29 protein-coding genes are annotated in these 25,291 nt (G+C 43.6%); 14 read left to right on the forward strand and 15 right to left on the reverse strand.

Annotated elements, in window-relative coordinates:
- Positions 1–4 precede the first annotated feature (4 nt).
- From ACE1TF_RS04165 to ACE1TF_RS04180, 4 genes are all read right to left on the reverse strand, one after another.
- The gene (locus ACE1TF_RS04165; RefSeq protein WP_375014511.1) at positions 5–289 is read right to left on the reverse strand and encodes a hypothetical protein; all 285 of its coding nucleotides are present in this window, start codon (positions 287–289) and stop codon (positions 5–7) included.
- Positions 290–405: 116 nt separating this feature from the next.
- Positions 406–678, reverse strand: coding sequence for a hypothetical protein (locus tag ACE1TF_RS04170; RefSeq protein ID WP_375014513.1), 273 nt, complete (start codon positions 676–678; stop codon positions 406–408).
- 11 nt (positions 679–689) lie between these two features.
- Positions 690–1,055 carry a hypothetical protein gene (locus ACE1TF_RS04175; protein ID WP_375014515.1) on the reverse strand — a complete coding sequence of 122 codons (366 nt, stop codon included), beginning with the start codon at positions 1,053–1,055 and terminating at the stop codon, positions 690–692.
- 115 nt (positions 1,056–1,170) lie between these two features.
- Positions 1,171–2,166 (reverse strand): choloylglycine hydrolase family protein, encoded by a 996-nt coding sequence (locus tag ACE1TF_RS04180; protein ID WP_375014517.1) that lies wholly within the window; start codon positions 2,164–2,166, stop codon positions 1,171–1,173.
- Between the two features lie 990 nt (positions 2,167–3,156).
- Here ACE1TF_RS04180 and ACE1TF_RS04185 point away from each other — a divergent pair.
- A complete protein-coding gene (locus tag ACE1TF_RS04185; protein WP_375014519.1) occupies positions 3,157–3,768 on the forward strand; it encodes a CPBP family intramembrane glutamic endopeptidase in 612 nt (203 codons plus the stop codon).
- Between the two features lie 114 nt (positions 3,769–3,882).
- Here the strand turns inward: ACE1TF_RS04185 and ACE1TF_RS04190 are convergent, their stop codons facing one another.
- Positions 3,883–4,197: a DMT family transporter gene (locus ACE1TF_RS04190; RefSeq protein WP_375014521.1), complete on the reverse strand. Its 315-nt coding sequence runs from the start codon at positions 4,195–4,197 to the stop codon at positions 3,883–3,885.
- Complete coding sequence (locus ACE1TF_RS04195; protein WP_052363930.1) at positions 4,194–4,538, reverse strand: DMT family transporter; 345 nt, start codon at positions 4,536–4,538, stop codon at positions 4,194–4,196. The genes ACE1TF_RS04190 and ACE1TF_RS04195 overlap by 4 nt, the downstream gene beginning before the upstream one ends.
- A gap of 60 nt (positions 4,539–4,598) precedes the next feature.
- Between ACE1TF_RS04195 and ACE1TF_RS04200 the strand changes: the two genes are divergently transcribed.
- From ACE1TF_RS04200 to ACE1TF_RS04210, 3 genes are all read left to right on the forward strand, one after another.
- Positions 4,599–5,432 (forward strand): LysR family transcriptional regulator, encoded by an 834-nt coding sequence (locus tag ACE1TF_RS04200; RefSeq protein ID WP_375014523.1) that lies wholly within the window; start codon positions 4,599–4,601, stop codon positions 5,430–5,432.
- 240 nt (positions 5,433–5,672) lie between these two features.
- The gene (locus ACE1TF_RS04205; protein WP_375014525.1) at positions 5,673–5,891 is read left to right on the forward strand and encodes a hypothetical protein; all 219 of its coding nucleotides are present in this window, start codon (positions 5,673–5,675) and stop codon (positions 5,889–5,891) included.
- A gap of 1,027 nt (positions 5,892–6,918) precedes the next feature.
- Positions 6,919–8,127 carry an MFS transporter gene (locus ACE1TF_RS04210; RefSeq protein WP_375014527.1) on the forward strand — a complete coding sequence of 403 codons (1,209 nt, stop codon included), beginning with the start codon at positions 6,919–6,921 and terminating at the stop codon, positions 8,125–8,127.
- Positions 8,128–8,178: 51 nt separating this feature from the next.
- Here the strand turns inward: ACE1TF_RS04210 and ACE1TF_RS04215 are convergent, their stop codons facing one another.
- Positions 8,179–8,913: an SDR family NAD(P)-dependent oxidoreductase gene (locus ACE1TF_RS04215; protein WP_375014529.1), complete on the reverse strand. Its 735-nt coding sequence runs from the start codon at positions 8,911–8,913 to the stop codon at positions 8,179–8,181.
- 142 nt (positions 8,914–9,055) lie between these two features.
- On the opposite strand from ACE1TF_RS04215, the gene ACE1TF_RS04220 reads away from it, so the two are divergent.
- Entirely contained in the window at positions 9,056–9,529 is a 474-nt protein-coding gene (locus ACE1TF_RS04220; RefSeq protein WP_375014531.1) for an SRPBCC domain-containing protein, read from the forward strand.
- Positions 9,530–9,595: 66 nt separating this feature from the next.
- Here the strand turns inward: ACE1TF_RS04220 and ACE1TF_RS04225 are convergent, their stop codons facing one another.
- The gene (locus ACE1TF_RS04225; protein ID WP_375014533.1) at positions 9,596–10,819 is read right to left on the reverse strand and encodes an MFS transporter; all 1,224 of its coding nucleotides are present in this window, start codon (positions 10,817–10,819) and stop codon (positions 9,596–9,598) included.
- 130 nt (positions 10,820–10,949) lie between these two features.
- Between ACE1TF_RS04225 and ACE1TF_RS04230 the strand changes: the two genes are divergently transcribed.
- Complete coding sequence (locus ACE1TF_RS04230) at positions 10,950–11,699, forward strand: MerR family transcriptional regulator (protein ID WP_375014535.1); 750 nt, start codon at positions 10,950–10,952, stop codon at positions 11,697–11,699.
- A gap of 20 nt (positions 11,700–11,719) precedes the next feature.
- Here ACE1TF_RS04230 and ACE1TF_RS04235 read toward each other — a convergent pair whose 3' ends face one another.
- Positions 11,720–12,448, reverse strand: coding sequence for a glucose 1-dehydrogenase (locus ACE1TF_RS04235; RefSeq protein WP_375014537.1), 729 nt, complete (start codon positions 12,446–12,448; stop codon positions 11,720–11,722).
- 92 nt (positions 12,449–12,540) lie between these two features.
- Positions 12,541–13,374, reverse strand: a complete 834-nt coding sequence (locus ACE1TF_RS04240) for a hypothetical protein (protein WP_375014539.1) — start codon at positions 13,372–13,374, stop codon at positions 12,541–12,543.
- 834 nt (positions 13,375–14,208) lie between these two features.
- Between ACE1TF_RS04240 and ACE1TF_RS04245 the strand changes: the two genes are divergently transcribed.
- Both ACE1TF_RS04245 and ACE1TF_RS04250 read left to right on the forward strand, forming a co-directional pair.
- On the forward strand, positions 14,209–14,973 hold the full coding sequence (locus ACE1TF_RS04245) for an ABC transporter ATP-binding protein (protein WP_375014540.1): 765 nt from the start codon (positions 14,209–14,211) through the stop codon (positions 14,971–14,973).
- On the forward strand, positions 14,970–15,584 hold the full coding sequence (locus tag ACE1TF_RS04250) for an ABC-2 transporter permease (RefSeq protein WP_042400784.1): 615 nt from the start codon (positions 14,970–14,972) through the stop codon (positions 15,582–15,584). Before ACE1TF_RS04245 ends, ACE1TF_RS04250 begins: the two co-directional genes overlap by 4 nt.
- A 6-nt stretch (positions 15,585–15,590) precedes the next feature.
- Here the strand turns inward: ACE1TF_RS04250 and ACE1TF_RS04255 are convergent, their stop codons facing one another.
- Together ACE1TF_RS04255 and ACE1TF_RS04260 are read right to left on the reverse strand one after the other, a co-directional pair.
- Positions 15,591–16,484 (reverse strand): LysR family transcriptional regulator, encoded by an 894-nt coding sequence (locus ACE1TF_RS04255; protein WP_375014546.1) that lies wholly within the window; start codon positions 16,482–16,484, stop codon positions 15,591–15,593.
- Positions 16,485–16,512: 28 nt separating this feature from the next.
- A complete protein-coding gene (locus tag ACE1TF_RS04260; protein ID WP_375014548.1) occupies positions 16,513–17,259 on the reverse strand; it encodes a sulfite exporter TauE/SafE family protein in 747 nt (248 codons plus the stop codon).
- Between the two features lie 251 nt (positions 17,260–17,510).
- Here ACE1TF_RS04260 and ACE1TF_RS04265 point away from each other — a divergent pair, with 251 nt between their 5' ends.
- From ACE1TF_RS04265 to ACE1TF_RS04275, 3 genes are all read left to right on the forward strand, one after another.
- On the forward strand, positions 17,511–18,554 hold the full coding sequence (locus ACE1TF_RS04265) for an amidohydrolase family protein (protein ID WP_042400778.1): 1,044 nt from the start codon (positions 17,511–17,513) through the stop codon (positions 18,552–18,554).
- 14 nt (positions 18,555–18,568) lie between these two features.
- Positions 18,569–18,928 (forward strand): Rieske (2Fe-2S) protein, encoded by a 360-nt coding sequence (locus ACE1TF_RS04270; protein ID WP_375014550.1) that lies wholly within the window; start codon positions 18,569–18,571, stop codon positions 18,926–18,928.
- 666 nt (positions 18,929–19,594) lie between these two features.
- Complete coding sequence (locus ACE1TF_RS04275) at positions 19,595–20,116, forward strand: P-loop NTPase family protein (RefSeq protein ID WP_375014552.1); 522 nt, start codon at positions 19,595–19,597, stop codon at positions 20,114–20,116.
- Positions 20,117–20,130: 14 nt separating this feature from the next.
- Here the strand turns inward: ACE1TF_RS04275 and ACE1TF_RS04280 are convergent, their stop codons facing one another.
- A complete protein-coding gene (locus ACE1TF_RS04280; protein ID WP_375014554.1) occupies positions 20,131–21,090 on the reverse strand; it encodes an alpha/beta hydrolase in 960 nt (319 codons plus the stop codon).
- 152 nt (positions 21,091–21,242) lie between these two features.
- Here ACE1TF_RS04280 and ACE1TF_RS04285 point away from each other — a divergent pair, with 152 nt between their 5' ends.
- Positions 21,243–21,725, forward strand: coding sequence for a hypothetical protein (locus ACE1TF_RS04285; protein WP_375014556.1), 483 nt, complete (start codon positions 21,243–21,245; stop codon positions 21,723–21,725).
- A 195-nt stretch (positions 21,726–21,920) separates the two neighbouring features.
- Complete coding sequence (locus tag ACE1TF_RS04290; RefSeq protein WP_375014558.1) at positions 21,921–22,748, forward strand: STAS domain-containing protein; 828 nt, start codon at positions 21,921–21,923, stop codon at positions 22,746–22,748.
- A 38-nt stretch (positions 22,749–22,786) separates the two neighbouring features.
- Here the strand turns inward: ACE1TF_RS04290 and ACE1TF_RS04295 are convergent, their stop codons facing one another.
- On the reverse strand, positions 22,787–23,554 hold the full coding sequence (locus tag ACE1TF_RS04295) for a hypothetical protein (protein WP_042400766.1): 768 nt from the start codon (positions 23,552–23,554) through the stop codon (positions 22,787–22,789).
- Positions 23,555–23,894: 340 nt separating this feature from the next.
- The gene (locus tag ACE1TF_RS04300; RefSeq protein ID WP_375014560.1) at positions 23,895–24,506 is read right to left on the reverse strand and encodes a hypothetical protein; all 612 of its coding nucleotides are present in this window, start codon (positions 24,504–24,506) and stop codon (positions 23,895–23,897) included.
- A gap of 127 nt (positions 24,507–24,633) precedes the next feature.
- Between ACE1TF_RS04300 and ACE1TF_RS04305 the strand changes: the two genes are divergently transcribed.
- A complete protein-coding gene (locus ACE1TF_RS04305) occupies positions 24,634–25,278 on the forward strand; it encodes a hypothetical protein (RefSeq protein ID WP_375014562.1) in 645 nt (214 codons plus the stop codon).
- Positions 25,279–25,291: the final 13 nt, after the last annotated feature.

Raw genomic sequence — 25,291 nt, forward strand, 5'->3', positions numbered from 1 at the left:
GGGGTCATTTCCGACGTCTCCGATCTAAGAAGACCGGTGTGATATTTAATCCTATGGATACGAGGGTGACCGCCCATAAAACCGGTTCCATGCTAGGTACAACATCTAGTAAAGCCGCCCAGTCTTCTGCGACCACCCACTCGGAAACGAGGCTGTATTCTGCACACAATGTTAAAGCTGTAAATGATAATGCTAGCGCCATTGCCAGTGTGTAGTTCTTACCTGATTTGTACATAAACAGGTTGATTAAGGTTGCGATGATTGCAATGAATCCTAATAGTATCCACATAAGGTTATCTCCGTATTTTTTTCGACATTTGTCGGTTTTAAAAAGACTGATCTACATGCTTTCTCCCCATAATTTTCTTCACCAGAAACTATGCCACGCTTGGCGTCACGTTCACTCTAAGTATTTCCAAAAACTGGATATAGAAAGAAGATCATGAACATGAGCATCACAGCAATCAAAGATAAACAACCAAACCCGTGTATGGTGACGAGCGTATATTTTAAAGGTTGATAACCGTTAATTTGTAAACTGATGATTATGCCAGCACTTATAACTAGAACGGCGAAAAATAATGGAAGAGCGTGAAAGGCCTGGTTGTCCACAAACGTGTAAAAGATATACACCCATAAAGGAATGAGGATGATAGAAAGAAATGTCCACTTGAACATAATTGACCTCCTCACATTATCGCTTTGGCTTTATTCATTCTGCGAACACCGATACTGCCAGCAATAATAAACAGTGTGGACTGAATCATGGCTACACCAAGTGTTAGCACGATCATGGCTGCACCTAAACGAATGAGTAGCATGCCAGCTTTATGTAGATCCCCATCCAACTTTTGAATGAGCGCAAACGCCAACGTCGTGCTCACCACATGTACAAATAGGATCCCCCAGGCAATTGTAGGTGAAACACTTTGCAACACGCCCATTCCATCAAAAAATGTAAGATAGAATGTTGCCATTGTGACGCCGATCATGAGCAGTATGTGAATGCCTAAGCCTAGTATTGCTAATTTCCGTTCAATTTCTTTTTCCTTCATCGCTCCACATCTCCTTTGACTCTCCTTTAAGTGTACAGAATATTCCGGTGCATTCAAGAATAAGGCACACATCCGTATATAGGAAATGTGTGCCGTTCGCATTTATTTATAATTGTTAGTTTTGATAACGAACACTTTGCTCAAGCGGGACGTGATAACTAATGGGCGCAGATCCATCCAGATTTTCACGGTAGAGGTTTACGGCATTGATTTGATTGTTCGTATATGAATAATAATAGTAATTGCCGGTTTGGCTGCACATCGCACTTGTATAGAGGGTGTACGATGGCGCTCCATCTTCTATATCGGCACCTTTTGCAACGGAGCAATAGTCAAGAATACGTATGGCGTTTTTCAACCCATCCATTTCAGTCTCTGCTTCCTCGATATGATTTCTAAGAAATGCGGCTCGGACAAAGCGGGAAGGGGATGTATAGTCACCGGGTATGCCGAAGTTGCCAGCGAGTAATTCGGGTGATTTTACAAGATGATAATCGCCCCAAACGACATCTTCACTAGGCTGGATAGATGAAAGAGACGCATACTGGTTGAGGTTGATGAGATGCCAGCGAGAATCAGGGCTGTTTGCAAATGCACCTACACGGTTGTCATATACTTGCAGCCCATCTCTCGTACTTTCAATGACGATGGTGTTCTGTTTACGATCTGTGAAGATCCAGTGGATCGGAGGAGGGCCGTCTGTCAGTTCGAGATCTCGTGCCATAATGTTAATGTTTCTTAATTCACCGACCAGCTCATCGGTCGTTCGAAATTGCGTAAGAACAAACGTAATAAAGTCGATCGCAGCAATGTTAAGTTTGTCTCGGCGTGGTCGCGTGCTGAATTCAGCGAATCCTTCTAAGTAGTGCACTACGCCCATAAGGCCGTGTTCATTTAATCCATCAAATAACCCAAATTGGTCCTCCGTCTCTAAACCCATTCCTACGACTGCATACCGACTTGTAATCCGGCGATTTTCTAATTTGTTCGTCCACGAATAATTTCTCGGAAGAATGTACACTTCATAGTCAGTCGGAAGGTCATAAAAATCAAAGTTCCGCGCCAAAAAGTGATTCCCATCTTTCGTATTCACCGTCGCTGCTGTACACAAGTTGCACAACTCCTTTGTAAGTGAGGTTAACTCACAAAGTGTATGTTCGAGGTCGTGCTTTTATGATTGAAAAAAACCATAGATTACAAATTTGTTAAGATGGATTAAAGAAGTTTGATGTATCAGTCAAAAGGAAATAAGTAGTACAAAAGGATCGATAGAAAAGTTATATAAGTTGAACGAAAAAAAGATTCAGAATCGATTTTTGCTGGTGAACGGACACCTACATAATGTCTGTTGACGTTCATTTCGTTTCACATCGACAACTCGGTTGTTCGTCACCGCGAGGGTTAAGGCTAACACGGACAGCGATTGTCGAAGGGGAAAAAGACGTGACTGATGGTCACCCCTTGGCGCAAGGAATGTTATGTGCTGTCACTTATGTGACCATTCAGCTTTCAAACTGGGCACTTTCGACCCTCAACGGTCACATATATCGCGATTTGTGACAGTTGCCCCCATTTATGTGCACATTCACGTTTAAAATCATGATTTTTCTTTCTCAAGTGTCACAATAATGAATATATGGGGCATTTGGACTTCTTTCCACACACTAAAGCGGCGAGGTAATGTCGCCCTTCTTTTCTGGAGTGTCAAGAAAACACGGTGGGCGTACTTAGACCACCGATGTTGCACTTGTACTCCGGAGTGCAACCATCCGCATGCAGTGGAAAGCAACAACAGTACAGGTCAAGAAAATGTTACGTTCATTACATATAGATACTTAAGAAACGCATCCTTCGTTTCGGAATATGTGCTGGACTTTTTATGCGTTTTTATCTCGTTATTCTTGAGGTTCTTCGTCTTGCTGCCGGTGCAGTACAAATATTTAACGGTAGTGCTCCTTAGTGAAGGTCATATAGCTTTTGACGTTTTACTTATAGCAGCGATGAGTAACATGACAGAATTTATGAATCAATATGAAAAAAGTACTGCTCAACTCCTGAATGGTTGTTACAGCACTTTACTTATAGAAACTGAGGGATGCATATGTCAGAAAGACACATCACAAGAAGAAGAACGTTAGGGCTTGTTATTGGAATTAATGTCATGTTTCTCGTTGCCTTAATCATCTTCCTACTACCGGATCCGGCTTCATTTTTCTCCTTATTAGGTTTTGGAGAACATGTGCCCGTCTTAGGCTGGGTTTTAGCGTTCGTTGTTACCATCGTTTTTTCATTGTATACGTTATGGGTGCTCCCTGAGGTTCGCTCGTTTGTATTTGAAGTGTCGTGGTTAAAGGCACTTGCTATCCCTTTAGCCATTTTATCTGGGGTAATTGAGGAAGTCTTTTTTCGAAAGATTATGATGGATCTTTTTCAAGACTTAGATTATGGTATCTTTGCACAAATTTTCTTCTCAGCCGTTATTTTTGCGGCAATACATCTGGTGTGGGGGATTTTTGCGAAAGATTGGAGGATGATGCTCCCAGTATTTTTGAGTACATTTGTGCTAGGTATCTTGTTATCTTTCGTTTATATTGCATCTGACCGAGTGATTTATCCAGCGATAGTAGCACATATCGCCATTAACCTCATCATTGAACCAGGCCTTCTCTATACTGCAATTCGGCAATCGACAAGAGAAGATTCAAGTTCATAATCATAGCGTGTGGAGGTGATTCTATTGAAAAAGAAATATGTGATCATGTTTGGTTTAGTTGTCGTCGGGGTGATTATTGGCAGCGCAATTGCACAATGGGTGTTCAGATAATAGTTAAGAAAGTTGCAACATGCTAACCCCTGCGGCAATTAATACAAGTGCGGAAATCTTTTTTAGGTCCCGATTTTCTTTCAGGAAAAGAATGCCGATCACGGCGACAAGAAGGATGACGCTTCCTGCCCATATGGCATACGCTATGCCCACTTCCATATGCTGCACCGCAAGGATTAGTTGTACAGGTACGATCGCATACAAGATGAGTGCAGCGATTGTTGCTGGGGTATTTCTAAAGCCATTCGACAACTTCATGCAGACGTTTCCTGCGACGGATAAAAGGATAGCAAAACTTAAATAAATATAACCGATCATCGGAATACCACCTGTTTTTCTCGACGTAAGTTCAGCATAACAATGCCTACAATTATGAAAATCACACCGACTAGTTTCAACGTGTTTATCGATTCCTCAAAAAATAGAATTCCTGATAAGACGACGAGTGATGTTGATAATCCTGACCAAACAGCATTATAAAATCCGACTTCCATTTCGGTGAGAATCACCATGCTAATGAGCACGGCGAGAACGTAGCAAACCAATACAAGTATGGATGGAAGTATCCGGCTAAAGCCTTCAGACACACCCATAAACAAGGTTCCGATCACTTCAATAACGATGCCAACGAACAACAAAACAATCATTTTTTTCTGCACAGCGCATTCCTACTTTGGGTATAATAGATTTACGTTCAATAGATTCTAGGAGGTTTCTTTTTGAATCTACAAAAATTAGAGTACTTTCGTATGGTTGCCCGGGAAAAGAGTATTACTGGGGCGGCAACTAAGTTGTTTATTTCACAACCAGCGTTGACGAAACAAATAAAAAGTTTAGAAGCTGAATTAGGGTTGCCGCTTCTTAATCGTTTTTCTTACGGAATTGAGCTAACGGAAAAAGGGCAGCAGTTTTTAAAAGACATCGAGCCCGGGCTTAATGAACTGCGCTTTGTGATGAATAAATACCGATCAGACCAGATTATTAATATGGGCAGTGACCCGTTTTTGACGACGTATTATTTCCCTGATTATGTGGACCGATTTGCCCGTCTGCATATTCACATAAAGAACATCGAAGAAGATACGTTAGATTTGTTGCCACTGATTAAGACGGGTGAGATTGATGCAGCGATCGTTCAAGACCACGCCAATGAAGAAGGACTTTCATCGGCATGGTTGTTTGCTGAGGAATTTTATGTTGCATTCCCAACCCAGTACACACCGGTCAAAGACGCGCCCATACACATGAAAGATTGCCTCCCTTACACCCAGCTCTTATCTGCTGAGGTTGGCCCACTGAATAAAAAGATTCGCGAACTGATGAATGTCCACGAACAGTCCCCTGAAATTATTGAAATGCCGTACCACTCCTTGATGGGATTAGTCTCAAAAGGGTATGGTGTCTCGTATTTGCCTGCCATGGTTGTGAACAAAATTGAATACAAAGGCGTCACTTTCTTACCGATCAAAGATACGCCGATACGAAGAGACATGTACCTTTACGCGAACAATGTTGAGACCGTGCAATCTCTTAAAAAACTGTTCGTAGATTAGTTTAGAGCAGATAAACGTCGGTGAGAAATACAAATTTGACAGGGGATCATAACGTAAAGTTATGGGAATGGTATATAATTTTGAAAATTTCATCTTCGGTGATATAATAGGAATAAAGTCTTTTTAGTTAGCGTAGGGAGTGACGACAAATGGACCGAATAAAGCCGATCATTGGATCGCTTTTCTTCAAGATTCCTATCTTGCTCATCACGTTCGTGTTTACCGTGCCCTTGTTTATGTTTGGCAGGGTCAGGCGTCATTGGTGAAGATTACGACAATACGTTTGAATGGCGCGTGCGAGCCGAACTCGTTCCATTTATCGTCATTTGGTTCGTCGGTGCGACGCTCATGCTATTTAGAGACGTGAAAGTGAGCGGAACAGGAACATTGTTTGTGTTATTTACACTTCTTTACAGTGTGTTCACGTTCGGTGGCATGTTGCTTGGATATTCTCAGTAGAAAATGTGGGATTGCTTCGGTTGAGACAAACTTGTGGGGAAGCCTAGAATCTTGTTCCGGTCAGATAATTGAGCGTAACCTCTTTGGTTCGTATTCCGACATGTAGTTGGGTGTTGACCAAAGGGAAGGGACGTATGTTGAAACACTCCCGCATGACGCTGGCAGTATCGAAGAAATCAACACAACCAATAACTGGGGAAATTCACTACATGAGTTGAACGAAAGAAATGCATTGAATCCGATGACCGAGATGAGTCTTTGCGGGCAACACGGAAAACGTTTGCCGAAGGTAAAAAGATGTGATTGCAGGTCATCACCTGGCACCAGCATGTGATGACCTTTTACTTATGTGACAATTCAACCCTTTAACCGGGCACTTTCGGCGCTCAACGGTCACATAGATCGGGGTTTGTGACCGTTGACTCCGTTTATGTGCGCATTCACGTTTAAAATGATGATTTTTCTTTCTCAATTGTCACGTAAATGAATATATGGGGCACTTGGACTTCTTTCCACACACCGAAGCGGCGAGGGAATGTTGCCCTTCTTTTCTGGAGTGTCAAAAAAACACGGTGGGCTGCTATTTGGCCACCGACGGTTGCCCTTGTAATTTGAGTGCAACCATTCGTCAGCAGTGGAAAGCAACAACTAATTGTACTAACCAGGAAAAGGTTGAGTTCATTCCATATACCATGATTAGCCCATGTTTTAAGGTATCCAAGCTTCGTTACGTATGATAGAGTGTATGTTATCACTGAAGTGAGGTGTATGCATGTTACTGGATGTTCAGAACTAATAAAGCGAATTGCATAGGGACAGATCGGAAATTGCTCCAGAAACTTGGAGTTTAGTTTCGTATGCGCATTTTTCTTCCTAACATTTATTAGTAGAGAACATCAGACCACATCGCCTTACTGTTCAAAAAAGAACGTTAAGACCATGCTGAGTTCAGCGTGGTCTTTTTTATGAAATAAGCGAGATGTTGCACGTGTTCTCTAAGTTACGTTCACTTAGAGGAGAATTGAAAATGGAATACACAAACCCTTTATTACGCAACCGAACTTTTGTTTTGTTGTTATTTGCAGGATTTTTGACGATTGCTAGTTATAGCATGTTTATTACGACAACGACGTGGTATGTCGTTACCGACCTTGGAGCTGTCAGTCAGCTTGGGATCATCTTAATTGCGGCAACTGTTCCTCGGTTGATCATGATGGTATTTGGCGGGGTGCTGGCCGATACGTTTAAGAAAACGACAATTATGTTTAGCGCCAACGTAGCCCAAGTGATCATTCTAGCTGTGGTCTCATATGTTGTGGCGCTAGATGATATGACCTTTCTATTATTGCTCGTATTGACGCTATTTTTCGGTACGATTGACGCTTTTTTTGGACCTGTAAAAACGTCAATGATTCCAAAAATCGTGACGAAAGAACAGACGCAACGGGCAAACGCACTATTCCAAGGAACTGACCAAGTCGCTTTTATATTGGGCCCACTACTTGCCGGTGTTTTTATGGAGTTTGGAAATGTATCAACGAGCTACTCGGTCGCAACAGGCTTGGTATTGCTATCAACCGTGCTTGTTTTCCCACCGTTTATTAAAGAAGCTCCTGCGGAAAAGCGAGTACAGCAGACGCCACTTCGTGATTTGAAAGAAGGATTTCACTATGTGGTCCGATTGAACTTTTTAATGGTCGGAATTGGCGTCTTAATTTCGTACAATTTTTTTGTGATGGGTGCAATCATCGTGGCGATGCCTCTTGTCGTTGATCTCTACGGAGGAACGCCGATTAACTTAAGCTATTTAGAAGTTAGTTTAGGCATTGGCATGGTGATCGGTTCAGCCATCGTTGGGTTTGTCAAAATAAAAAACCGTGGAAAACTTTCGATATACGGGTTACTCGGCGCGGCTCTCGTCCTTATCTTTTTCAGTCAATTTACCGACTTATTCTGGTTAACGATGATTGTCTTTTTCATTGGATTAGCGATGCCGATTGTGACCATTCCATTTTTCACGAGTGTCCAAGAATCAACAGACCCAAGGTTAATTGGGCGCGTAATGAGCCTCGTCTATTTAGCGATGAATGGGTTTGATCCGATTGCTTACGGTATCATCCCTTGGCTCATCGAAGGTGGATTATCGATTCAACATGTATTGCTCGTGTTTGCTCTTATTGCCATGCTCATTGGTGTAGTGGTCTTGTTTAAAGGAAAGAGCTATCAGCGTGTATAAAAGCGAAGAGCTTCCCTCATCAGAGGGAAGCTCTTCTTATGGACAAGTGTTTTAATGTAAAGTCATACCCCCATCAACGACCAGCTCTGTTCCTGTGCAGTATGAACTATCATCCGATGCTAAAAAGGCAACGGCTTTAGCAATTTCGGTAGGTGTCCCCATTCTCCCGAGGGGTACGTCTTCGTATGAATCAGATGTGGACGTCGTCACTTTTGCCATATCCGTATCAATCGCTCCAGGGTGAATCATGTTGACGCGTATTCCTAAAGGTCCAAGTTCAGTCGCAGCTGCTTTTGACATCGCAACAACGGCAGCTTTTGTTGAGGCATATGCAGAAGAGTGCGGGATTGGGGCAAAGGAAGAAACGGAAACATTGTTGATAATGGAGCCTTTTTGTTGGTGTTTCATATGTGGAATTACTGCTTGCATCCCATGAAACACACCCATGAAATTTACCTTCATCATTTCATTGACTTGAGAGGTTGTCGTATCCATAAATGTCGCTCTTTTAAGTAAACCTGCGTTGTTGACGAGCGCATCAATTCGTCCGTAAGCGGCGATGACTTTTTCAGTAGCCGCTAACCAACTTTCTTCGCTTGTAACGTCCAACTGTACAGCGAAAGTATTTCTAGTCCCTAATTCACTTGTTACCTTTTCTGCGTCATGTAAATTCCGAGCAGAGACGGCAACGGTTGCCCCATTCTCATAAAGGTATTGTACGATGGCTCGGCCTTGGCCACGGTTCGCGCCAGTAACAAAGATTACGTGATTCGTTAGGTTAGGCATCATCTATTCCTCCGAAGTTCGTGTGTCATTGCTATAATGGTTATAACAATGATCGTTTATACGTTAATCGGTCCGAGTGTATTCATCCAGACCCCGTCATACTGTAGCATGAATGACGGTGAATTTTAAGGAGGATATGGGAATGGTAGAGGGGAACGGAGAAAAACGCATCGATACAGCATCGAAGATCATTATGGCAGATGCAGAAACGATTTATCGAGCATTTTTAGATCCAGCATCGTTCGCTTTATGGCTGCCACCTGAAGGGATGTCTGGTCAGGTCGACACCTTTGACGCTCGAGAAGGCGGGACGTACCGAATGATCCTCACATACGAACAAGCATCGTTTCCTGGGAAGACGTCTGAAAATACAGATGTCTATCAAGGGAAGTTTGTAGAGTTGGTCCCGAACGAGCGTATCGTACAAATCGTTATGTTTGAATCAGATGACCGAGCGTACAGAGGTGCGATGACACAGAAATGGCTCATGCTTTCTCTCACAGAAGGCACAAAGGTCACCATCGTGTGTGAAGATGTTCCAAATGGTATTCGGCAAGAAGATCATCAAGTCGGATTAACCTCAACATTGGAAAATTTAGCGAAGTTTGTTACGTGAATTTCTCGTAGCGAGTCAGAGACAAAAAAAGACGACAGGTCCCGTACACCTGTCGTTTTTTTGCAATTAGTATTCTGACGTGTAATTTCTGAATGTCTTGCCCCGCCAGAAGGTGATGAGGGCAATGAACAAACCAATGAGTGAAAACGTTAAGATGACGAGTTGAATATCAATGCCTCGAGCGACGAGAAGTGTCACGCCGGCATAAGCGAGCGGGTCAAATCCATTCATCGCTAAGAAGACAATGCTCATCACACGTCCCATAATACGAGGGTCGGTATCTTCTTGTGCGGATGTGAAGAACGGAATGGCGACAAACGTCATTGAGAACCCTAACATAAAGGCCAACCCTGTTAAGATGAATAAACTTGGAATCTGACTAAAGGCAAAGGCAACGAGTAACGTTGCAATTAATCCGAGCATCGATGTCAATCCCCGCCTGCGGATCTTCACTGTCCCGATGATGGCGGTACTCACGAGCATACCGATGGCAAGCGCGGATTCGATGTAACTCAAGTTGATTGGAGAGCCGCCGTACGTTTCAACTAAAATAGGAATGGCGATCGAGATTGAACCGAAAGCAAAGAAATTCAGTGTGATCAGAATCAGAATTCCGGTGACGAGAAAACGACTGGCTCGCACGTAGTTGAACCCTTCAATTAAATCTTTGAGTGGGGTTTGTTTTACGGTATTATCGACTGGACCTTCTTTTAAGAACGGTGGGAACATGAAAAAGGCAGAACCTAACACGATGAGTGCTGTGACGAAATACCCTGTCGTAACGCCGCCAAACTCCATGACGCTTCCAGCGATAATCGGACCGATAACAAAGCCGATTTGTCCTAACCCTTGGATGATCGCATTCGCTTGTTTGATCTGACTTTTGTCCACCAATTTAGGGATTAATGACGATCCTGCCGGGCCGGAAAATGCATCTAACGTTCCGAAAATAAACCCTATAATGAGGAGGTACGTGAACGTGAGTTGATCGGCGTTGCTGAGAAGAAAGACGGCAACGATCAGAACGCCTTGAATGGAGCTCGTGCTAAACATAATCGTCGTTTTTTTGAATTTGTCAGCAATCACACCACCAAAAGCCATCATGAGAATGCGGGGGACAGTAATGGCAATTAAGATGATGCCTAATGAGCCTGCCGACCCTAAATCGGATATAACAAACCACGTGGTCGTCATAAAGAACATACTAAAACCAACGATGGCTAAAAGACTAGCGAAGAATAAGAAAACAAATGCGCGATTTTTAAACAAAGTAGGTTTGGATTGATCCATGAGTTTTCTTCCTTTCCTGTGGGAATACATTTATCGTATTCTGTGACGTAACGTCGTACGCAAGCATAAATTTATTTGTTGATTGTGACGTTACGTAACAGGATAGAATAAGAGGAAAGGGGTTGTGCAGATGGAAGTGACGATCGGTCAGTTTGCGAAGTTAATGGATACAACGGTTCGAACGTTGCGTTACTACGATAAAATGGATTTGCTAAGTCCGAAGAAGTTTAATGAATACGGACAGAAAGTATATACACGAGTCGAGTGGGAGCGTTATCAACAAATAACAATCTATAAACACCTCGGATTATCATTGAAAGAAATGAAGGAACAAATGACAAACGGGGATGTCACGAATCGAGAGTTGTTGCTCGTACAAAAAGCGTTTATGGAAAAGAAACAAGAAGAAATTAGCGAAACGCTAGACGTGATTGCTCGTATGGAGAGGCTGTACAAAATTGAAGGACAATCCGAAGAAGTATTGGATGAGTTTGCGTTCATTATGATGGATTTATTTAGACGAGAAAAACGGCAAGTGAAAGTTTTGGAAGAACACTTCCAATCTGGGCAGCTGTTAACCGAACAACTCCGAATTATGAAAGACCCAGAACTGCAAGCCAAGATGGACCGGGAAGTGTGGCGTTTACTACAAGCCATTCGCAAAGCTGTGCGTCATCCAGACGATGTGCACCAAGAGAACGTCCAAGATATTTTAAAAGACATGCACCGCCTGTTTCCAAACAATAAACAGTTTTTTACGATTGTAGAAAACGAAGATTTCCTTGCCAATTATAATCGTGACTTTAATAGTTATTTTCCCGAGGACCTTGCTGATTATATGTATAAAGAAATGAAGGCGTATTATGAGGGCAGTGAATAATTCATGCCCTCATAAACAGATCATTGAGCTCCGAGCCCTCCATCGACGACAAATTCGGAACCTGTGGAATAAGATGAGTCGTCACTTGCTAAGAAAACGACAAGGCCGCTCACTTCTTCTAATTTGCCTGCGCGTTTTAATGGGAAGCTATTTTCCAAATCATCATTAATTAAATGTTCTGTCATGTCGGTGGCGATAAAGCCTGGGTGTACGGAATTTACGCGAATATTAAACGCACCTAGCTCGAGTGCTGCGGCTTTTGTCATTCCTCGACTAGCAAACTTCGATGCAGTGTAGGCGAGTTTTTTGTTGGCACCGATGATTCCCGCGAGAGAAGAGATATTAATAATAGATCCACCAGTCTGTTTCATGCTTTCGGTGACTGCTTGCATACCATAAAACACCGAATGTTGGTTCACGCTAATCACTTTCAAGTATTGCTCTTCAGAAACGTCTAAAAGGTCCTGTTCAGGTACATCAATACCGGCATTGTTCACGAGAATGTCTACGTTTCCGAACGTTTTCACCGTATCTTTCACGACGTTTTGCCAATCACTCGTGCTCGTCACATCATGCTTCATGAAGAGACTCTTTTCGCCTAGTTCTTGTTGTAGCTGTTTCCCCTCATCAACCAAAATATCTGTAAAGACGACCGACGCGCCTTCTTCAATAAAGCGCATCGTGTGAGCTGCACCCATGCCGCGTGCAGCACCTGTGATAATCGCTACTTTACCTTCCAACCTTCCCATTGCAATCTTTCCTCCTTCATTTCTACGATTTTATTTCTTTATATACCATACATTTGAAAATTCTAAACAATAAAAAGTCGAGGGAGAGACAATCACTCCTTCAACGTATAAAACGAGTGAATGGCGACGAGCGATGCAAACGCGAGCAATCGGCGATTGGAGTCTAGCCCTTCGGTAATGTCAATGATGTGTCCCCCGTTCGGGAATAAGGCCAATGATTCTTGGGGTACCCCTCCGACTCTAATTTTCATCCATTCCTCTCCTTCAACGCTCTGCAAACGAATCACATCCCCGTAAAATCCTCCGTTCAACAGCGCAACGTATGTACCGTCTGGACTTTTTAGATGAATCTTCAAAAAGAGAAGTTCGTACCACCGGTATGTAAACTTAGCCAAAACATTTCCCCGGCCATCTTTTAAATAGAAAGGAGCGAGTCCGAACTTCTTCTCAATTGTATACTGTTCGGTTTCAGATAGGTGAAAGGAAAAGGTCATCCGCATCCAAATACGTAAATTGACGATGCGTAATAAAGCAATGAAAATCATATTCTTTGGATTCACTTCTTCGGCATAAGCCATCCGTTTGCCTTTAACGGTAAAGAAATGGATGCCGTATCGCCAATGGGTTTCGCGCATCGCCATCACCCTCGAGCTCTCGAGTAACGGCTTTGACGAACGTTCCAAATCCTCTTCGGAAATGGAAGCCACCCCTTGTTTCGTTAAGTGCTTTAGCCAAAGTGCCCCTGCGTAAGATGCGACCACTCCCGTAATTGCGGAAGTAAATCCAGTCATCATCATGGTTTGAAGAAAGGGTGAGCCAGAAAACAAATAGAGGAGCCACCCAGTCAAAAGGGACAGTACTACCATCACATGACCGATAATCAATGCACGACGAACGCGCCTTTTTTGTAAATCTTCGAAATTCATATCGAGCCTCCTGCAGTCATTCTATATAAGTTGAACGAAAGAAATTCAGTCAATCCGATGACTGAGAACGGTCTTTACGGGCAAACGTCTACCTTTTGTCTGTTGAAGTGCCTCTCACATCGACAATTTCGTTGCCGATCGTTGTTCGTCACTGCAAGAGCTGGGGGTAACACAGAAAACGTTTGCCGAAGGGTACAAAGTCGTGATTGAGTCCCACCACCTGGCACAAGCCTGTGATGGCCGGTCACGTATGTGACCGGCCATCAATCCGGCCACTTTCGATCCTCAACGGTCACATATATCACGATTTGTGACCGTTGACTCCGTTTATGTGCACATCCACGTTAAAAATGATGATTTTTCTTTCCAAAATGTCACAAATATGAACTTATGAGGCATTTGAGCTTCTTTTTCTACACCCTAGCCAATAGGCAGAAAAGTGTACCGCGTCGCCCTTATAGTCTGGACTACATAGTAGACACGGTGGCGGGGTTCGCCACCGATGTCGCCCTTGTGCTCTGGAGTACATAGAAAACACGGTGGGCGTACTTTGACCACCGATGTTGCACTTGTGGTCTGGACTACAACCCTCCCCCAGCAGTGAAAAGCAACAACTAACGGTGCTAATCAGAAAAAGGTTTAATTCATACCGTATAGGAGAAGAATCCTAGATTATTTTAACGCAATTCTGAAGCAATATCGATGAATATTGGTAAAGAATGATTCCTAATCCCTGTCTTTGCAAGATGTTGAAATCATTAGTCAAAACAGTACTCGGTGTAGCAGGTATACATGATAGGATGGAACGTGAATCTATCGCTGAAGGAGAGTCTTATGGACCATATTCAATTTAATCAAGTTGTAAAAAAACGCGGCGATTTTGAACTGAACATTCCGTCTATAACGATCCAGCAAGGGGATATGCTTGGTGTGATTGGGAATAACGGTGCTGGAAAAACGACAATGATGCAGATGGTTTTAGGATTACTAACGCTTGATTCTGGCGAGCTTCGTCGCTTTCATGACGGGGAAGAGTTCCATGATGTTGGGAAGTGGAAGCAAGATGTCGGCTTCGTGTATGACGACTTGCTCATGTATGACGATATGAAGCTCTCAAGACTTGGCAAGTTTCTTTCGGAACAATATCATTCTTGGGATGATGACCACTACCGATCGATGCTCGAGGCGTACAAAGTGGATGAAACCAAGAAGATTAAGAGCCTTTCGCGAGGCATGAAGATGAAAGCTGGTTTTGCCATGGCAATGGCGCACCGCCCCCGGTTGTTAATGTTAGATGAGCCGACGGCTGGATTGGACCAAAAATCAAGAAGGCAAATGCTTCGGTTGTTGAAAGAAGCCAATGAACATGGTGTGACGGTGATTTTTTCTTCTCATATTTTAGGAGATATGGAAGAGTTGGCCGGTTCAGTTTGGTTGATGGACGAAGGAGAAGTGAAGGCGCACGGTGAAGTGGATGACCTGAAAAGCCGCTTAGGAAAAGACGAGGAAGGAAACGTCATCGCTAAAGAAGACGGAAGTGAAGACCTTGTCTCCTTAGAAGATCTTCATGACTTTTATTTAGGTGGTGAAGACGTATGATATCCTTATTCAAACTAGAAATGTGGCTATTCCGATATAGCCTTCCAATACTCGTCATCGGTCCATTTTTGCTCGGATGGTTTTTTCCATCGGACAATGTAGTTAGCCCGTTAATCATCATTCTCGTACTGTCAATGTCACTCGTGCAGTTGGAAGAGAAGAATGGTGTCGCCCGGTTTATGAACTCACTGCCCCTAAAAAGATCAGACATACTACTCGCCCGTATTCTCGTGATTAGTACGTGCGGCTTTATGTGGGTGTTTTTTGAAAGCTTGTCGAGAGTGATGAAAGGTACAGCAATCACACCAGCACTCCTATTTTATATGGTTTCAATGATCGTGATGATCGTTTTACTTGCGACAATTTTGGCTATCACACTTAAACTGATGCGACCGGGAATATTGCGATGGGTGATCGTATTTGTTGTGTACGGTGTTGCAATTATACTGATGACTCTCGCCACGACAATCGGCACACAATGGTTTGCAGAACAAGTATCATCGTGGGTAACCTATAGTGCTACACTCGGAACAGCCGTTATCGGTGCACTATTGTTTTGGCTCATCTTTATAGCCGGAATGGCGATCCACAAAAAGCAAGATGTTGTGTAAGCATATCTATTTGTGTGCCGCTAGTTGCTTTTTCGTTTCTGCTAAAAACGAAGCAACAGAGGGCTTCTCAAAGCGCTTGTGCTTTTTGACTGCCCAAAGAGTTCGATGAATGGTTAGATCAACAATCGGGACGTGAACGAAAGCGCCGTGCCCGATTTCTTGTTCTACGACTAAGCGCGAGACGAACGCATAACCGATGCCTGACAACACGGCACTCTTCACAGCTTGGGTTGTGGATAGCTCGATGTATGGCGAGAGTCGTGTTTTCTTCCGCTCGGACAAATGTTGTTCAACGATTCTTCGTGTGCCAGATGCTTCTTCTCGAGAGATGAGGTGGTGAGGGGATAAGTCATCGATCATGATCGATCTGTGCGTGGCCAACGGGTGAGTTGGTGCGGCAATGACGACAATCTCATCAGTGGCAATCGGTTCTTTCGTAAAATCATCTCCTTCCACTTCACCTTCAACAAATGCGAGGTCTAGTTCATCGGCATGTAAAAGGTCGAGAATGTCCGGGGTGTTAAGAATTTGTAGTTGCAATTCTCCCTGGTATTCTTGTTTGTACGAGCTAATGATCTGAGGGAGCACATATTCTCCTAGCGTGTAGCTGGCGCCGATTCGTAGTTTGGATTGGGTGTGCTGTTGTATAAACAGAACGGCTTCTTTGGAGTTGTAGAACTCAGACACGATGGCGCGTGCATGCGGATAAAGTTGCTTGCCGGCTTCGGTCAAGGTGATTCTTCCTTGTTGTCGGTTAAATAGCAGGCAACCAAACTCCTCTTCCAAGTCGCGGACGCTCTTCGTGACGGACGGTTGGGTAAGGTATGCTTCCCTGGCAGCACTGCTAATGCTGCCCTTTTCGACAATAAGGCAAAATAATTCAAACGTGTGAATTTTCATCGGGTGTCCTCCTGTTCATCTAACCGTCTCATATTACGAGTAGAACCGCAATGACGAACACGAGAACTGCCAATAGTTTCGTGATGGACGAAGCGTTAAATCGTTTGGAGATGCGGGCGCCAACGTATGCGCCGATAACTGCGCCGGTTCCGCACCAGAGAAACAGTTGCCAATCAATCGTACCTGCGCCGACAGCAGAAGCTGCGCCGACAAACGAATAGATGCCAAGTGCTAACACAGAAGTGGCGGTTGCCCGGTAGGCATCAATGCGAAATAGATAAATGAGAATCGGGACGAGTAACCAGCCGCCTCCAATACCAAAAAAGGAAGAGATCGTTCCGATGATCAACCCTATTAAGAGTAACAAAAATATCTGTGGTCGCTCATTGGCAGAGGTGTGGTGAACTTCAGCCACCTCGGGCGGCTTCTTACATGTAATGTAAATGCCTAGGCCTACGAGTAAGACCGCTAACCCATATTGAAACCAGTGCTCAGAAATTTGCTGTACGAAAAAGAGACCGACGAACGTTCCAGGAATGGCGGCGACGCCAAAAAGAACTCCTTGTCGGATTAACACTCTTCCTTGTTTCAAATATACATAGATCCCACTAATACTATTCAGGAAAACGATCGCTAAGCCGGTTCCTGCGGCAATGTGCGACGGTGTATCAAAAAATAAAATGAGGAACGGAACGATAATAAACCCTCCGCCTGCACCAATAATGATGCCGTACACACTTGCGATAAAACCGAGCAGAAACAATAAAATACTCATGAAGTTCATACCTTCTCTCACGTTGTTCCTTCTATCTTTACATAGTTGTTCGTGGATTTGGCTTGGTTTTGTGAAGCGTTATAGCCTATAACAAAATGGCATAGTTGAAAATGTGTCACTGATGCTCACTGAATATCACTGGTGTTCACTGAACGAGCTCATCGCTTTATACGGGTGCTCAGTCGGTTTGTCTGCACGCGTTCCCCTATGATACATTTTTCAAAAAGTTGTAGTGTAAAGGGGATGAGTGAATGAAGTTAATCGATACAGATATACATGAACGGGTAAGTTATGAACAGTTATTGCCGTACCTTGAACAACCGTGGAAACGGTATATTACTGATAGCAATTGGGTTCAGGAGAAACATATGCCGTATACACAGCCGGCGGTTGCGGGTGTGGATCGTGCGGATGCGAGGGTTCCTGATGGGAGACCTGCTGGTTCTGATCTCGGTTTCATGCAAGAGCAATTGCTTGATGCGAATAATCATGAATACGGCATACTTACAGGTGCACTGGATCCATCGCCGTCGTCGATGCACGGGTGGTATGAAATGGCGACAGCGCTGGCGAGTGCATATAACGATTGGCAAATCGAACATTGGCTCGAGCGAGATGAACGGTTGTACGGTTCGGTGCATATCGCCGCACAAGATCCTGCAGGGGCGGTTCGCGAAATTGAGCGTGTAGGAAGCCATCCGAAAATGGTTCAAATCTTGCTTCCGATTGATGATATTTTGTGGGGCGATCCGTATTATCATCCAATCTATGAAGCTGCGCAAAAACATGACTTGATGATTGCGATGCACCATAATGAGCCACCGGTTTATTTTGGAAAATGGCCACGGTATTTTATCGAATGGCACACGTTAATTCCAACATCACATATGAATCAAGTGACGAACATGATCTTCTCAGGCGTGTTTGAGAAGTTTCCGCGCTTAAAACTCATGATGATTGAAGGCGGATTTACGTATGCTCCATTCTTAATGAGAAAAATGGATCAGCAATACAAAGACTTGCGCCATGAAGTACCTTGGGTGAAGCGGATGCCGAGCGACATCGTACGTGAGCATCTGTGCTTTACGACCCAGCCGCTAGAAGAGCTAAAAAAGTGGGAAATGATGCAAATGATTGATCAGATGGGAAGTGATCGCAATATTGCGTTTTCCACAGATTATCCACATTGGGATTATGATTCTCCGGAACGCGCCTTGCCGCCTGGACTGGATGATGAACTAAGACGGAAAATCTTTAGCGAAAATGCAAGAAATTTTTACCCAAAACTTCCATAGGAGATGAAGCACAAATGCAAAAAGTGGTAGGAACGACAGCGGACTTGTCCCCGGGAGAAATGATGGAAGCGGAGTTTAACGGCCGGTCAATTGTCGTTTGCCGAGCTTCTGACGGCGAATTTCATGCGTTCACTAATGTATGTCCTCATCAAGGAGCTCCTTTGAGTAAAGGGAAATTGTGCGGGGCACCCGTTGCAACAGAAGAAATTGGGGAATATGACTTTCAACATGAAGGGGACATTCTTCGTTGCCCTTGGCATGGCCGTGAATTTAATATTAAAAATGAAGGCCGCACACTTGCCGCAGATGGAAAGCAGAAGCTACGTGAATACAAACTTTCTATTGAAGATGAGCAAATCATGATTCATAAATAGGAATGAGAGGGCGACCTGAGAAGGTCGTCCCTTTTGTATAAGTGTGCCAAGGCTGGCGGAGTTAAGGTGATGAGACCGATTGTTTCGGCTTGGATCGGGTCGTTCTTGGTTTCTGAACACGCACATAATTGGGATATACTGGAATTAGGTGATCTAGATCGCACTCAAAACGGTCTAGATCACGTTAAAACGATGGTTTTTACCACATAATCGGTGATCTAGATCATTTTCTTGATGATCTAGACCACTTTTCACTGTTTTTTGGCACTGGCGGGGGCGACGGAGGCTTATTTTTGGGAATTTCTAGGGGATTGGCGATCTAGATCACTTTGGAACACCACGACGATCTACGAACGCTCATTTCAACGCCGAATTTCAATCCTCTTTTCATGTAAACCGCAAGAGCTAGCAACGATCGGCACCGGAGGTGCCGAAGATAAACCGTACGGTCTTCGGAATGTCTTGTTGGTCTTTGCGACCGAACAGAGTGGTGGAATTTCTTACACTGAGGAGGGTTGATGCAGTTACAACCCCAAGAAACAGGCAGTTACTTCTAGATCGCTTTTACAGGAACGCAGATCACCACCGAATAATGTAATGCAAAATTCCTTTTTTTAACTCATTTTGTAGTATACTTGTGTATTGCACTAGAGCGGGAGGGGTATGATGAATAGGATCATGGTGATGGGTGTTTCCCCAGGAGTTGGCAAGTCAACGTTCGCTAGAGAACTTGGCGAAGAGCTGCACATGAATGTGTATCATCTGGATGCTTATTTTTGGAAGCCTGGCTGGGTGATGAAAGCTGTTGATGAATTTGCTGCTGAGCAACAAGAGATTGTAGAACGTGAACAATGGATTATTGAAGGGAATTACAACAATACGTACGAGGTTCGTGTCGCCCGTGCAGACACGATTATTTATTTAGAGCTTCCTCTCTACGTATGTCTTTATCGTGTTTTTAAACGATGGATCAAAAATTTCGGGCGAACTCGTTCTGACATGGGTGAAGGGTGTAAGGAGAAACTAGATGTTGAATTTATTCGTTATATTGTGACAACGTATAACCGACGCAAAAAAACGATGAAGAAACGGTTGCAAGCATTTGAGGAACAGCGCTCTTTAAATCAAGTGATTGTATTAACGAATAAAAAAGCCATCCGCACCTATTTGAATGCGGTAAGCGGATGACGAATGTGTGTCTATTACTTTGCGGCTATAGCGTGACGATGCAACACATAGGTAGCAGCTTGAATATACTCAGCCATCGTACGTTCACTTACTAGTGCATCCGGCGCAATCCCTTCAAAGCCATGAAATGCGCCGGGATATAAGTGGAATTCTACATCAACACCAGCCTGGCACAGTTTTTGTACGTATGTGAGCGTCTCGTCACGAAAAGGATCGAGCTGACCAACGCACGTATACGTATACGGTAGACCGGCTAGATCATTGGCGCGAGCGGGTGCGGCATATGGAGATACGTCATCGGTCCCGTTTTTATTGTTCAAGTACATCGCCCAAGCTTTTTCATTTAAATCGTGATTCCAAATCATATGTCCGGTAATTTCAAGGCTTGACGGAGTATTGTTATAGTCATCAATCATAGGATATAGCGGCATTTGAAAACAAAGCTCAGGCCCTTTTCGATCTCGAGCGAGCAAGGCTAAGGCAGCGGTTAGCCCTCCTCCAGCACTTTGCCCACCTACACCAATGCGTGTTCGGTCAACGCCTAGTTTAGCTGCATGTTTGGAAAACCACTCCAAAGCGGTATAGCAATCCTCCAATCCCGCTGGATACGGATGTTCTGGGGCGAGTCGATAATCGACAGAAACAACGACACACTCTGATTCTGTAACGAATCGCTGGCACAATTGTTCATCTCCTTCAGGAGAACCAAGTACATATCCTCCGCCATGGATCCATAACAAACCAGGTAAAGACCCTGAGCTGTCCTTTGGTTCGTACACACGAACCCGAACAGGTGGATGGTCGGATCTTGCTTCGATGGTGCGGTCGGTAATCATTACAGCTTCATTGATTGGGAGGGGAACCATTTCTGCCGCCATCACCATTTGTTCGCGTGTCGCCGTCACTTCATCTAAATCAATCGCTGGAAACGTGAGCAAAGCCTCTTTTAGTTCAGGGTCAATTCGATTTTCCATGGACAACACCATCCTTTTTTGTAAACGCTTACTTTCAGTATAGCAATACGATAGAGAAACGAAAACATTTACGGTGCACATGCATGAAAATAGTCGGAATAGGGTATTGTCATTAGAAGGTACATATAAGAACGATGTGGAGTGTGAAGAGAATGGATGCGAAAGAAAGTATCAAACGAGAACTAAGCCGACATTATCGAAGAAAAATTGCGCTCACACATGCTGTAGAGATCATTGATCAATATTGCCATGAACTTGAGGAAGAGTTAAGTTATTTCCTTGAATTTGCCGATGACGACCTTTACTTCAACCAAGATAAAGGCATCGGGCATTGGGAAGTTGAACTTCCGTTAAAGCGGGAGATCCGGATTACGTTAAGAATTGACGATGTTGGTGGGCCATTGAACGCAGAGGAAATTGATGTGGTCGTAAACAAAGACGGAAAAGCGATCTTTAAAGACGTACTCATCTACAATCCAGAAATTAATGCCGACGGGTTTATTTCTGAAACGATTAATGAAGAAATTTGTAATGATCTGCTGAATAAATACTTTCGTGTGTTGCAACAAGATGATGCGGCAAAACAGTTCATGCGCCGATACGATGACAAGCGGATGGATGAGAGCTCTTCTTAATGAAGGGTTCTTTTTATGTGATGGGGGTTTGCCTAAAACAAGAGTGTCAATGAAAAATCGCGATAACGTATTGTAGTTGCGGCATTGTACTTCACTTATTTCTACAATTTAGTGGTTCATGCAGATGCCCTTTGATTCCAATCGAAAGTTATTTATAATAGTAGTGAAGGATTGATAGAGAAAGAGGGTATAGGGATGATGGACCGTAATAGTCTATTATATGGACGTTTTTTCGAACAATTGCAATCCGTTGTAGAACGAATTGTTGCGAAGACGGCACAGTCAACGTCAAGTGCACTATCGAAAGATGAGCAAGAATTGCACAGTCACCTTCTGTATCGTTTACTCCAAAAGGTGAAGAAAGAATTGGTCGTGCAAGAATCGACGGAAGATGTAAATTTGGATTACGATCCAACGGACGTTCTCGCTAAGCAAGGTCATGACCTTGAGTATATCGTTGAATTGCTATCCCGCTTTCGCGTTCACGCGCTTGAGGAAATCGAACGAGAGTTGAAGCAGTCGTTTGGAGAGATTGATGACCAAAACCAAACGGAGCACATTTTTCCGTTTATTTTTCGAATGACAGAAATTTTTGACCAAGTGATTGCTAATTCCACTAAATATTATAATAGTCAGCATAAGTTACGCTTATTAAAATTGGAAGAGGAATTGTTAGAGGTATCTGCACCCATCGTACCGGTTCGCGAACACATTTCTGTTCTTCCAGTTATCGGTGTGATGAGTGAGGATCGAGCGACGCACATCCTAAATGAAGTGATCCCGACTGTTGCGAGCAAAGAAGTACAAATTCTCATCGTTGATTTCTCGGGCATTCATATGTTTGATACGTTTGCGGCTTCCCGTTTTTTCACGATTACGCAGACGCTCGCTTTGTTAGGCATTCGTCCGGTCATTACGGGTGTACGTCCTGAGATGGCACAAACGACAATTCAACTCGGTGTGAAGCTTTCGGACTTAGAAGTGTATCGTGATGTGAAGACGGCGTTAGAAGCGTTAAAATAAACCCTCGTTGGTGTGCGCCAACGAGGGTTTGGTTTGCTCTATGATTGCTCTTTTAGTTCCTGTAAACGTTGTTTGGCACCTTCAAGAGATTCGTCGTCGATTGAATCAATCGAAGGTAGGATGTCATCTGCGGATTTTATTGCCTCGTTCGACCGTTCGTGTTGGTCTAATGCCAAGTATACTTCAGCTTGTAACACGTAAGCCCGAAAAAAAACGGGAAATGTGGCATCGTCAACGAATTTAAGAAACGCAACTTCCAACGTATTGCGTGCAGCAAGAGGGTCTTCCTTAGAATTCGCAAAGCGATACGCTTGTGCGAAAGATCTTTCGAATTTCGACTGGAGTGCACGCACTCTTTCATCCTCATTTTTCATTAATTCCTTAGAATCACCAAAGCTTTGAGACAAAATGATCGTATTGTCCGTAGGATCAGTAATGTTCACCCGCCAGTCTTCAGCTGTTTGGTTCATCCTCGAAATGCGCGGCAATCCTTTTACAGGAATTCGGCCATAATAGGCTTTAAGATTAGCGCGAAGCTCATCATAGATCTCTTTTAGGTTCGGGACAATGACCGAGCACCCTCCAACAGTCCCTTCCTCTTCGTGTTTACGGTTGCCAAAGAAACTAAACTCGCCAATTCCTTTTTTAAAAACTTCAGCAAAACGATAAGGAGCCTTCTGATAATACGTAATCTGAAACCCCATCGCTGTATAAAACGCTAAATGATGATCAAATTCATGGTAATCACAATCGAAAATAGGGATCGTCTGGTTGCGATTCAAACCATCGTCGTTTTGTTCACTCATGCTCGTCCACTCCTCTAGTTTTGGTAGGTGGAGAATGATCGTACCAAATACCGCTGAACATTTCCTATTGTTTTTTTTGGATGGGGTTATCGAATATACATAGGGACTAACACTGATACGAAGTTAGGAGGTTTGATCACATAAGTCGTCATCGAAGGTAAACCGAATCATTCTTCAATGAAGCACTACCTTCAGCCAATTCCTTTTAGTATGGTTTGTAAACCGGAGCACATGAAAATGTAGAGCACCGAGATTCAACCGACAAGTGTCAGCTAGCGCTCGGTGCTCTTTTTAATAATCTGTCCACGTATTTAAAGCAAATCATCGGACGATATTTTCGCTATCCTCCTAAACCATCCCACCAATCACTAATCGATTGGAGGATGCGTTGAAAAAAGTTCGGTTCTTCGCTAGGTTCCTCAGTTTCCTCTACATCTAGCTCAGGCGTGTCCATCGGTTCAACGTAAATCATTTCAGATCCGTATTCTTCATACAACGCGTCGCGATTGCTCTCGGTATACGGATCGATTCCGACATCGATCTGGTTTTCGAATATGTTTACACTCGTTCCGACAATCTGAAAGTCAAAACCCGTCTCGTCAGGGGGACCCATGGTAATATTCTCTTGCTTTGTGAGCAACTCCTCTTCGGTAAAGGCGACTTCGCGGAATTTGACTTCGTCTTCTTCACTCGTTAGCGCTTGGATATCTTCTTGTTGTTCGGTAGAAATCATTTCTGTAAAAGAAAGCATAATAGCAGCATCTGCAAATTCGTCTTCTCGATCTAAGTGAAGGCTTGCAAATCGGTCGCTCTCCACATTGTCATGGATGTAACCTTCAATGGCTTCAATAACGTTCGGTTCAGGTTCGTGTCCTAGATCATCAGACGCGTTAGCAACGGATGTACTCATAAAGAGCACAACACCTAGGGTCAGGCTAACGTTTCGAAACATCGATACCTCTCCTTTTTTTAATGAATAATCTGACTTTATGAATCTGACGTTTCATATGGAAAAAGGTTACAGTTAAAAGGATGTGAGCAGTACGTTGTCGAAATAGGTCGTGAGAGGGGGCCTACGTATGAAACACGTATTTTCTAAAGTCGTTGAAACGACGCGTTTTGATTATGCAGGTAGTACGGATAAGCGCGGTTGGGATGATCCAGAGCGATACAGGAAGAAACTCAATGATCAACCATTATCTAGAGAGCAGTTCACGAGTGTTATAAAAGATTATTTACTTGATTTTAAAGATCCACATCTTTTTTTCGTCGATCGCAAACAGAAGGCTGTCGGTCAAAAAAATCGAGGTTTTCAACTTCGGCGATTCAACGATGAGCTATACGTTACGCATGTGGGTCGAGAACAAAGGGTCGTCAAAGGGGATCGGTTCATTCGGTTAGACGATACGCCGATTCACATAGTAAAACAGACGTACAGTCGCCTGCTTCGCAATGAAAAGGCAGAGCGTGAAGACTGGTCAAAAGTGCTCCCGTATGTACAGTCTGGAACATTCATCGATCAACAAGGAGCGGAGCGAACGATTGAATTAACGAATTATCCGTCAGAGCCTCCTGTCGCAGTTCACACTGTCCAGTCACTCGATCAAGACATCGCGTTAATCACTTTAACCGACTTCGCAAACCCTAATGATGTTCATGACTTACTTAAGAGAGAAAGAGAGTCGCTTTCTAAAAAGAAGAAATGGATTTTGATGTACGTGTGAACCACGGGGGATA

This window comes from Geomicrobium sp. JSM 1781026, from assembly GCF_041949955.1.
Lineage (GTDB): Bacteria > Bacillota > Bacilli > Bacillales > Marinococcaceae > Geomicrobium_A.

Excerpts from the sequence above, each read along its gene's own strand:
- ACE1TF_RS04165 (WP_375014511.1), bottom strand. The coding sequence starts at position 289 with ATGTGGATACTATTAGGATTCATTGCAATCATCGCAACCTTAATCAAC.
- ACE1TF_RS04170 (WP_375014513.1), bottom strand. The coding sequence starts at position 678 with ATGTTCAAGTGGACATTTCTTTCTATCATCCTCATTCCTTTATGGGTG.
- ACE1TF_RS04175 (WP_375014515.1), bottom strand. The coding sequence starts at position 1,055 with ATGAAGGAAAAAGAAATTGAACGGAAATTAGCAATACTAGGCTTAGGC.
- ACE1TF_RS04185 (WP_375014519.1), top strand. The coding sequence starts at position 3,157 with ATGTCAGAAAGACACATCACAAGAAGAAGAACGTTAGGGCTTGTTATT.
- ACE1TF_RS04190 (WP_375014521.1), bottom strand. The coding sequence starts at position 4,197 with ATGATCGGTTATATTTATTTAAGTTTTGCTATCCTTTTATCCGTCGCA.
- ACE1TF_RS04210 (WP_375014527.1), top strand. The coding sequence starts at position 6,919 with ATGGAATACACAAACCCTTTATTACGCAACCGAACTTTTGTTTTGTTG.
- ACE1TF_RS04215 (WP_375014529.1), bottom strand. The coding sequence starts at position 8,913 with ATGCCTAACCTAACGAATCACGTAATCTTTGTTACTGGCGCGAACCGT.
- ACE1TF_RS04220 (WP_375014531.1), top strand. The coding sequence starts at position 9,056 with ATGGTAGAGGGGAACGGAGAAAAACGCATCGATACAGCATCGAAGATC.
- ACE1TF_RS04225 (WP_375014533.1), bottom strand. The coding sequence starts at position 10,819 with ATGGATCAATCCAAACCTACTTTGTTTAAAAATCGCGCATTTGTTTTC.
- ACE1TF_RS04230 (WP_375014535.1), top strand. The coding sequence starts at position 10,950 with ATGGAAGTGACGATCGGTCAGTTTGCGAAGTTAATGGATACAACGGTT.
- ACE1TF_RS04235 (WP_375014537.1), bottom strand. The coding sequence starts at position 12,448 with ATGGGAAGGTTGGAAGGTAAAGTAGCGATTATCACAGGTGCTGCACGC.
- ACE1TF_RS04240 (WP_375014539.1), bottom strand. The coding sequence starts at position 13,374 with ATGAATTTCGAAGATTTACAAAAAAGGCGCGTTCGTCGTGCATTGATT.
- ACE1TF_RS04245 (WP_375014540.1), top strand. The coding sequence starts at position 14,209 with ATGGACCATATTCAATTTAATCAAGTTGTAAAAAAACGCGGCGATTTT.
- ACE1TF_RS04250 (WP_042400784.1), top strand. The coding sequence starts at position 14,970 with ATGATATCCTTATTCAAACTAGAAATGTGGCTATTCCGATATAGCCTT.
- ACE1TF_RS04255 (WP_375014546.1), bottom strand. The coding sequence starts at position 16,484 with ATGAAAATTCACACGTTTGAATTATTTTGCCTTATTGTCGAAAAGGGC.
- ACE1TF_RS04260 (WP_375014548.1), bottom strand. The coding sequence starts at position 17,259 with ATGAGTATTTTATTGTTTCTGCTCGGTTTTATCGCAAGTGTGTACGGC.
- ACE1TF_RS04265 (WP_042400778.1), top strand. The coding sequence starts at position 17,511 with ATGAAGTTAATCGATACAGATATACATGAACGGGTAAGTTATGAACAG.
- ACE1TF_RS04270 (WP_375014550.1), top strand. The coding sequence starts at position 18,569 with ATGCAAAAAGTGGTAGGAACGACAGCGGACTTGTCCCCGGGAGAAATG.
- ACE1TF_RS04275 (WP_375014552.1), top strand. The coding sequence starts at position 19,595 with ATGAATAGGATCATGGTGATGGGTGTTTCCCCAGGAGTTGGCAAGTCA.
- ACE1TF_RS04280 (WP_375014554.1), bottom strand. The coding sequence starts at position 21,090 with ATGGAAAATCGAATTGACCCTGAACTAAAAGAGGCTTTGCTCACGTTT.
- ACE1TF_RS04285 (WP_375014556.1), top strand. The coding sequence starts at position 21,243 with ATGGATGCGAAAGAAAGTATCAAACGAGAACTAAGCCGACATTATCGA.
- ACE1TF_RS04290 (WP_375014558.1), top strand. The coding sequence starts at position 21,921 with ATGATGGACCGTAATAGTCTATTATATGGACGTTTTTTCGAACAATTG.
- ACE1TF_RS04295 (WP_042400766.1), bottom strand. The coding sequence starts at position 23,554 with ATGAGTGAACAAAACGACGATGGTTTGAATCGCAACCAGACGATCCCT.
- ACE1TF_RS04300 (WP_375014560.1), bottom strand. The coding sequence starts at position 24,506 with ATGTTTCGAAACGTTAGCCTGACCCTAGGTGTTGTGCTCTTTATGAGT.
- ACE1TF_RS04305 (WP_375014562.1), top strand. The coding sequence starts at position 24,634 with ATGAAACACGTATTTTCTAAAGTCGTTGAAACGACGCGTTTTGATTAT.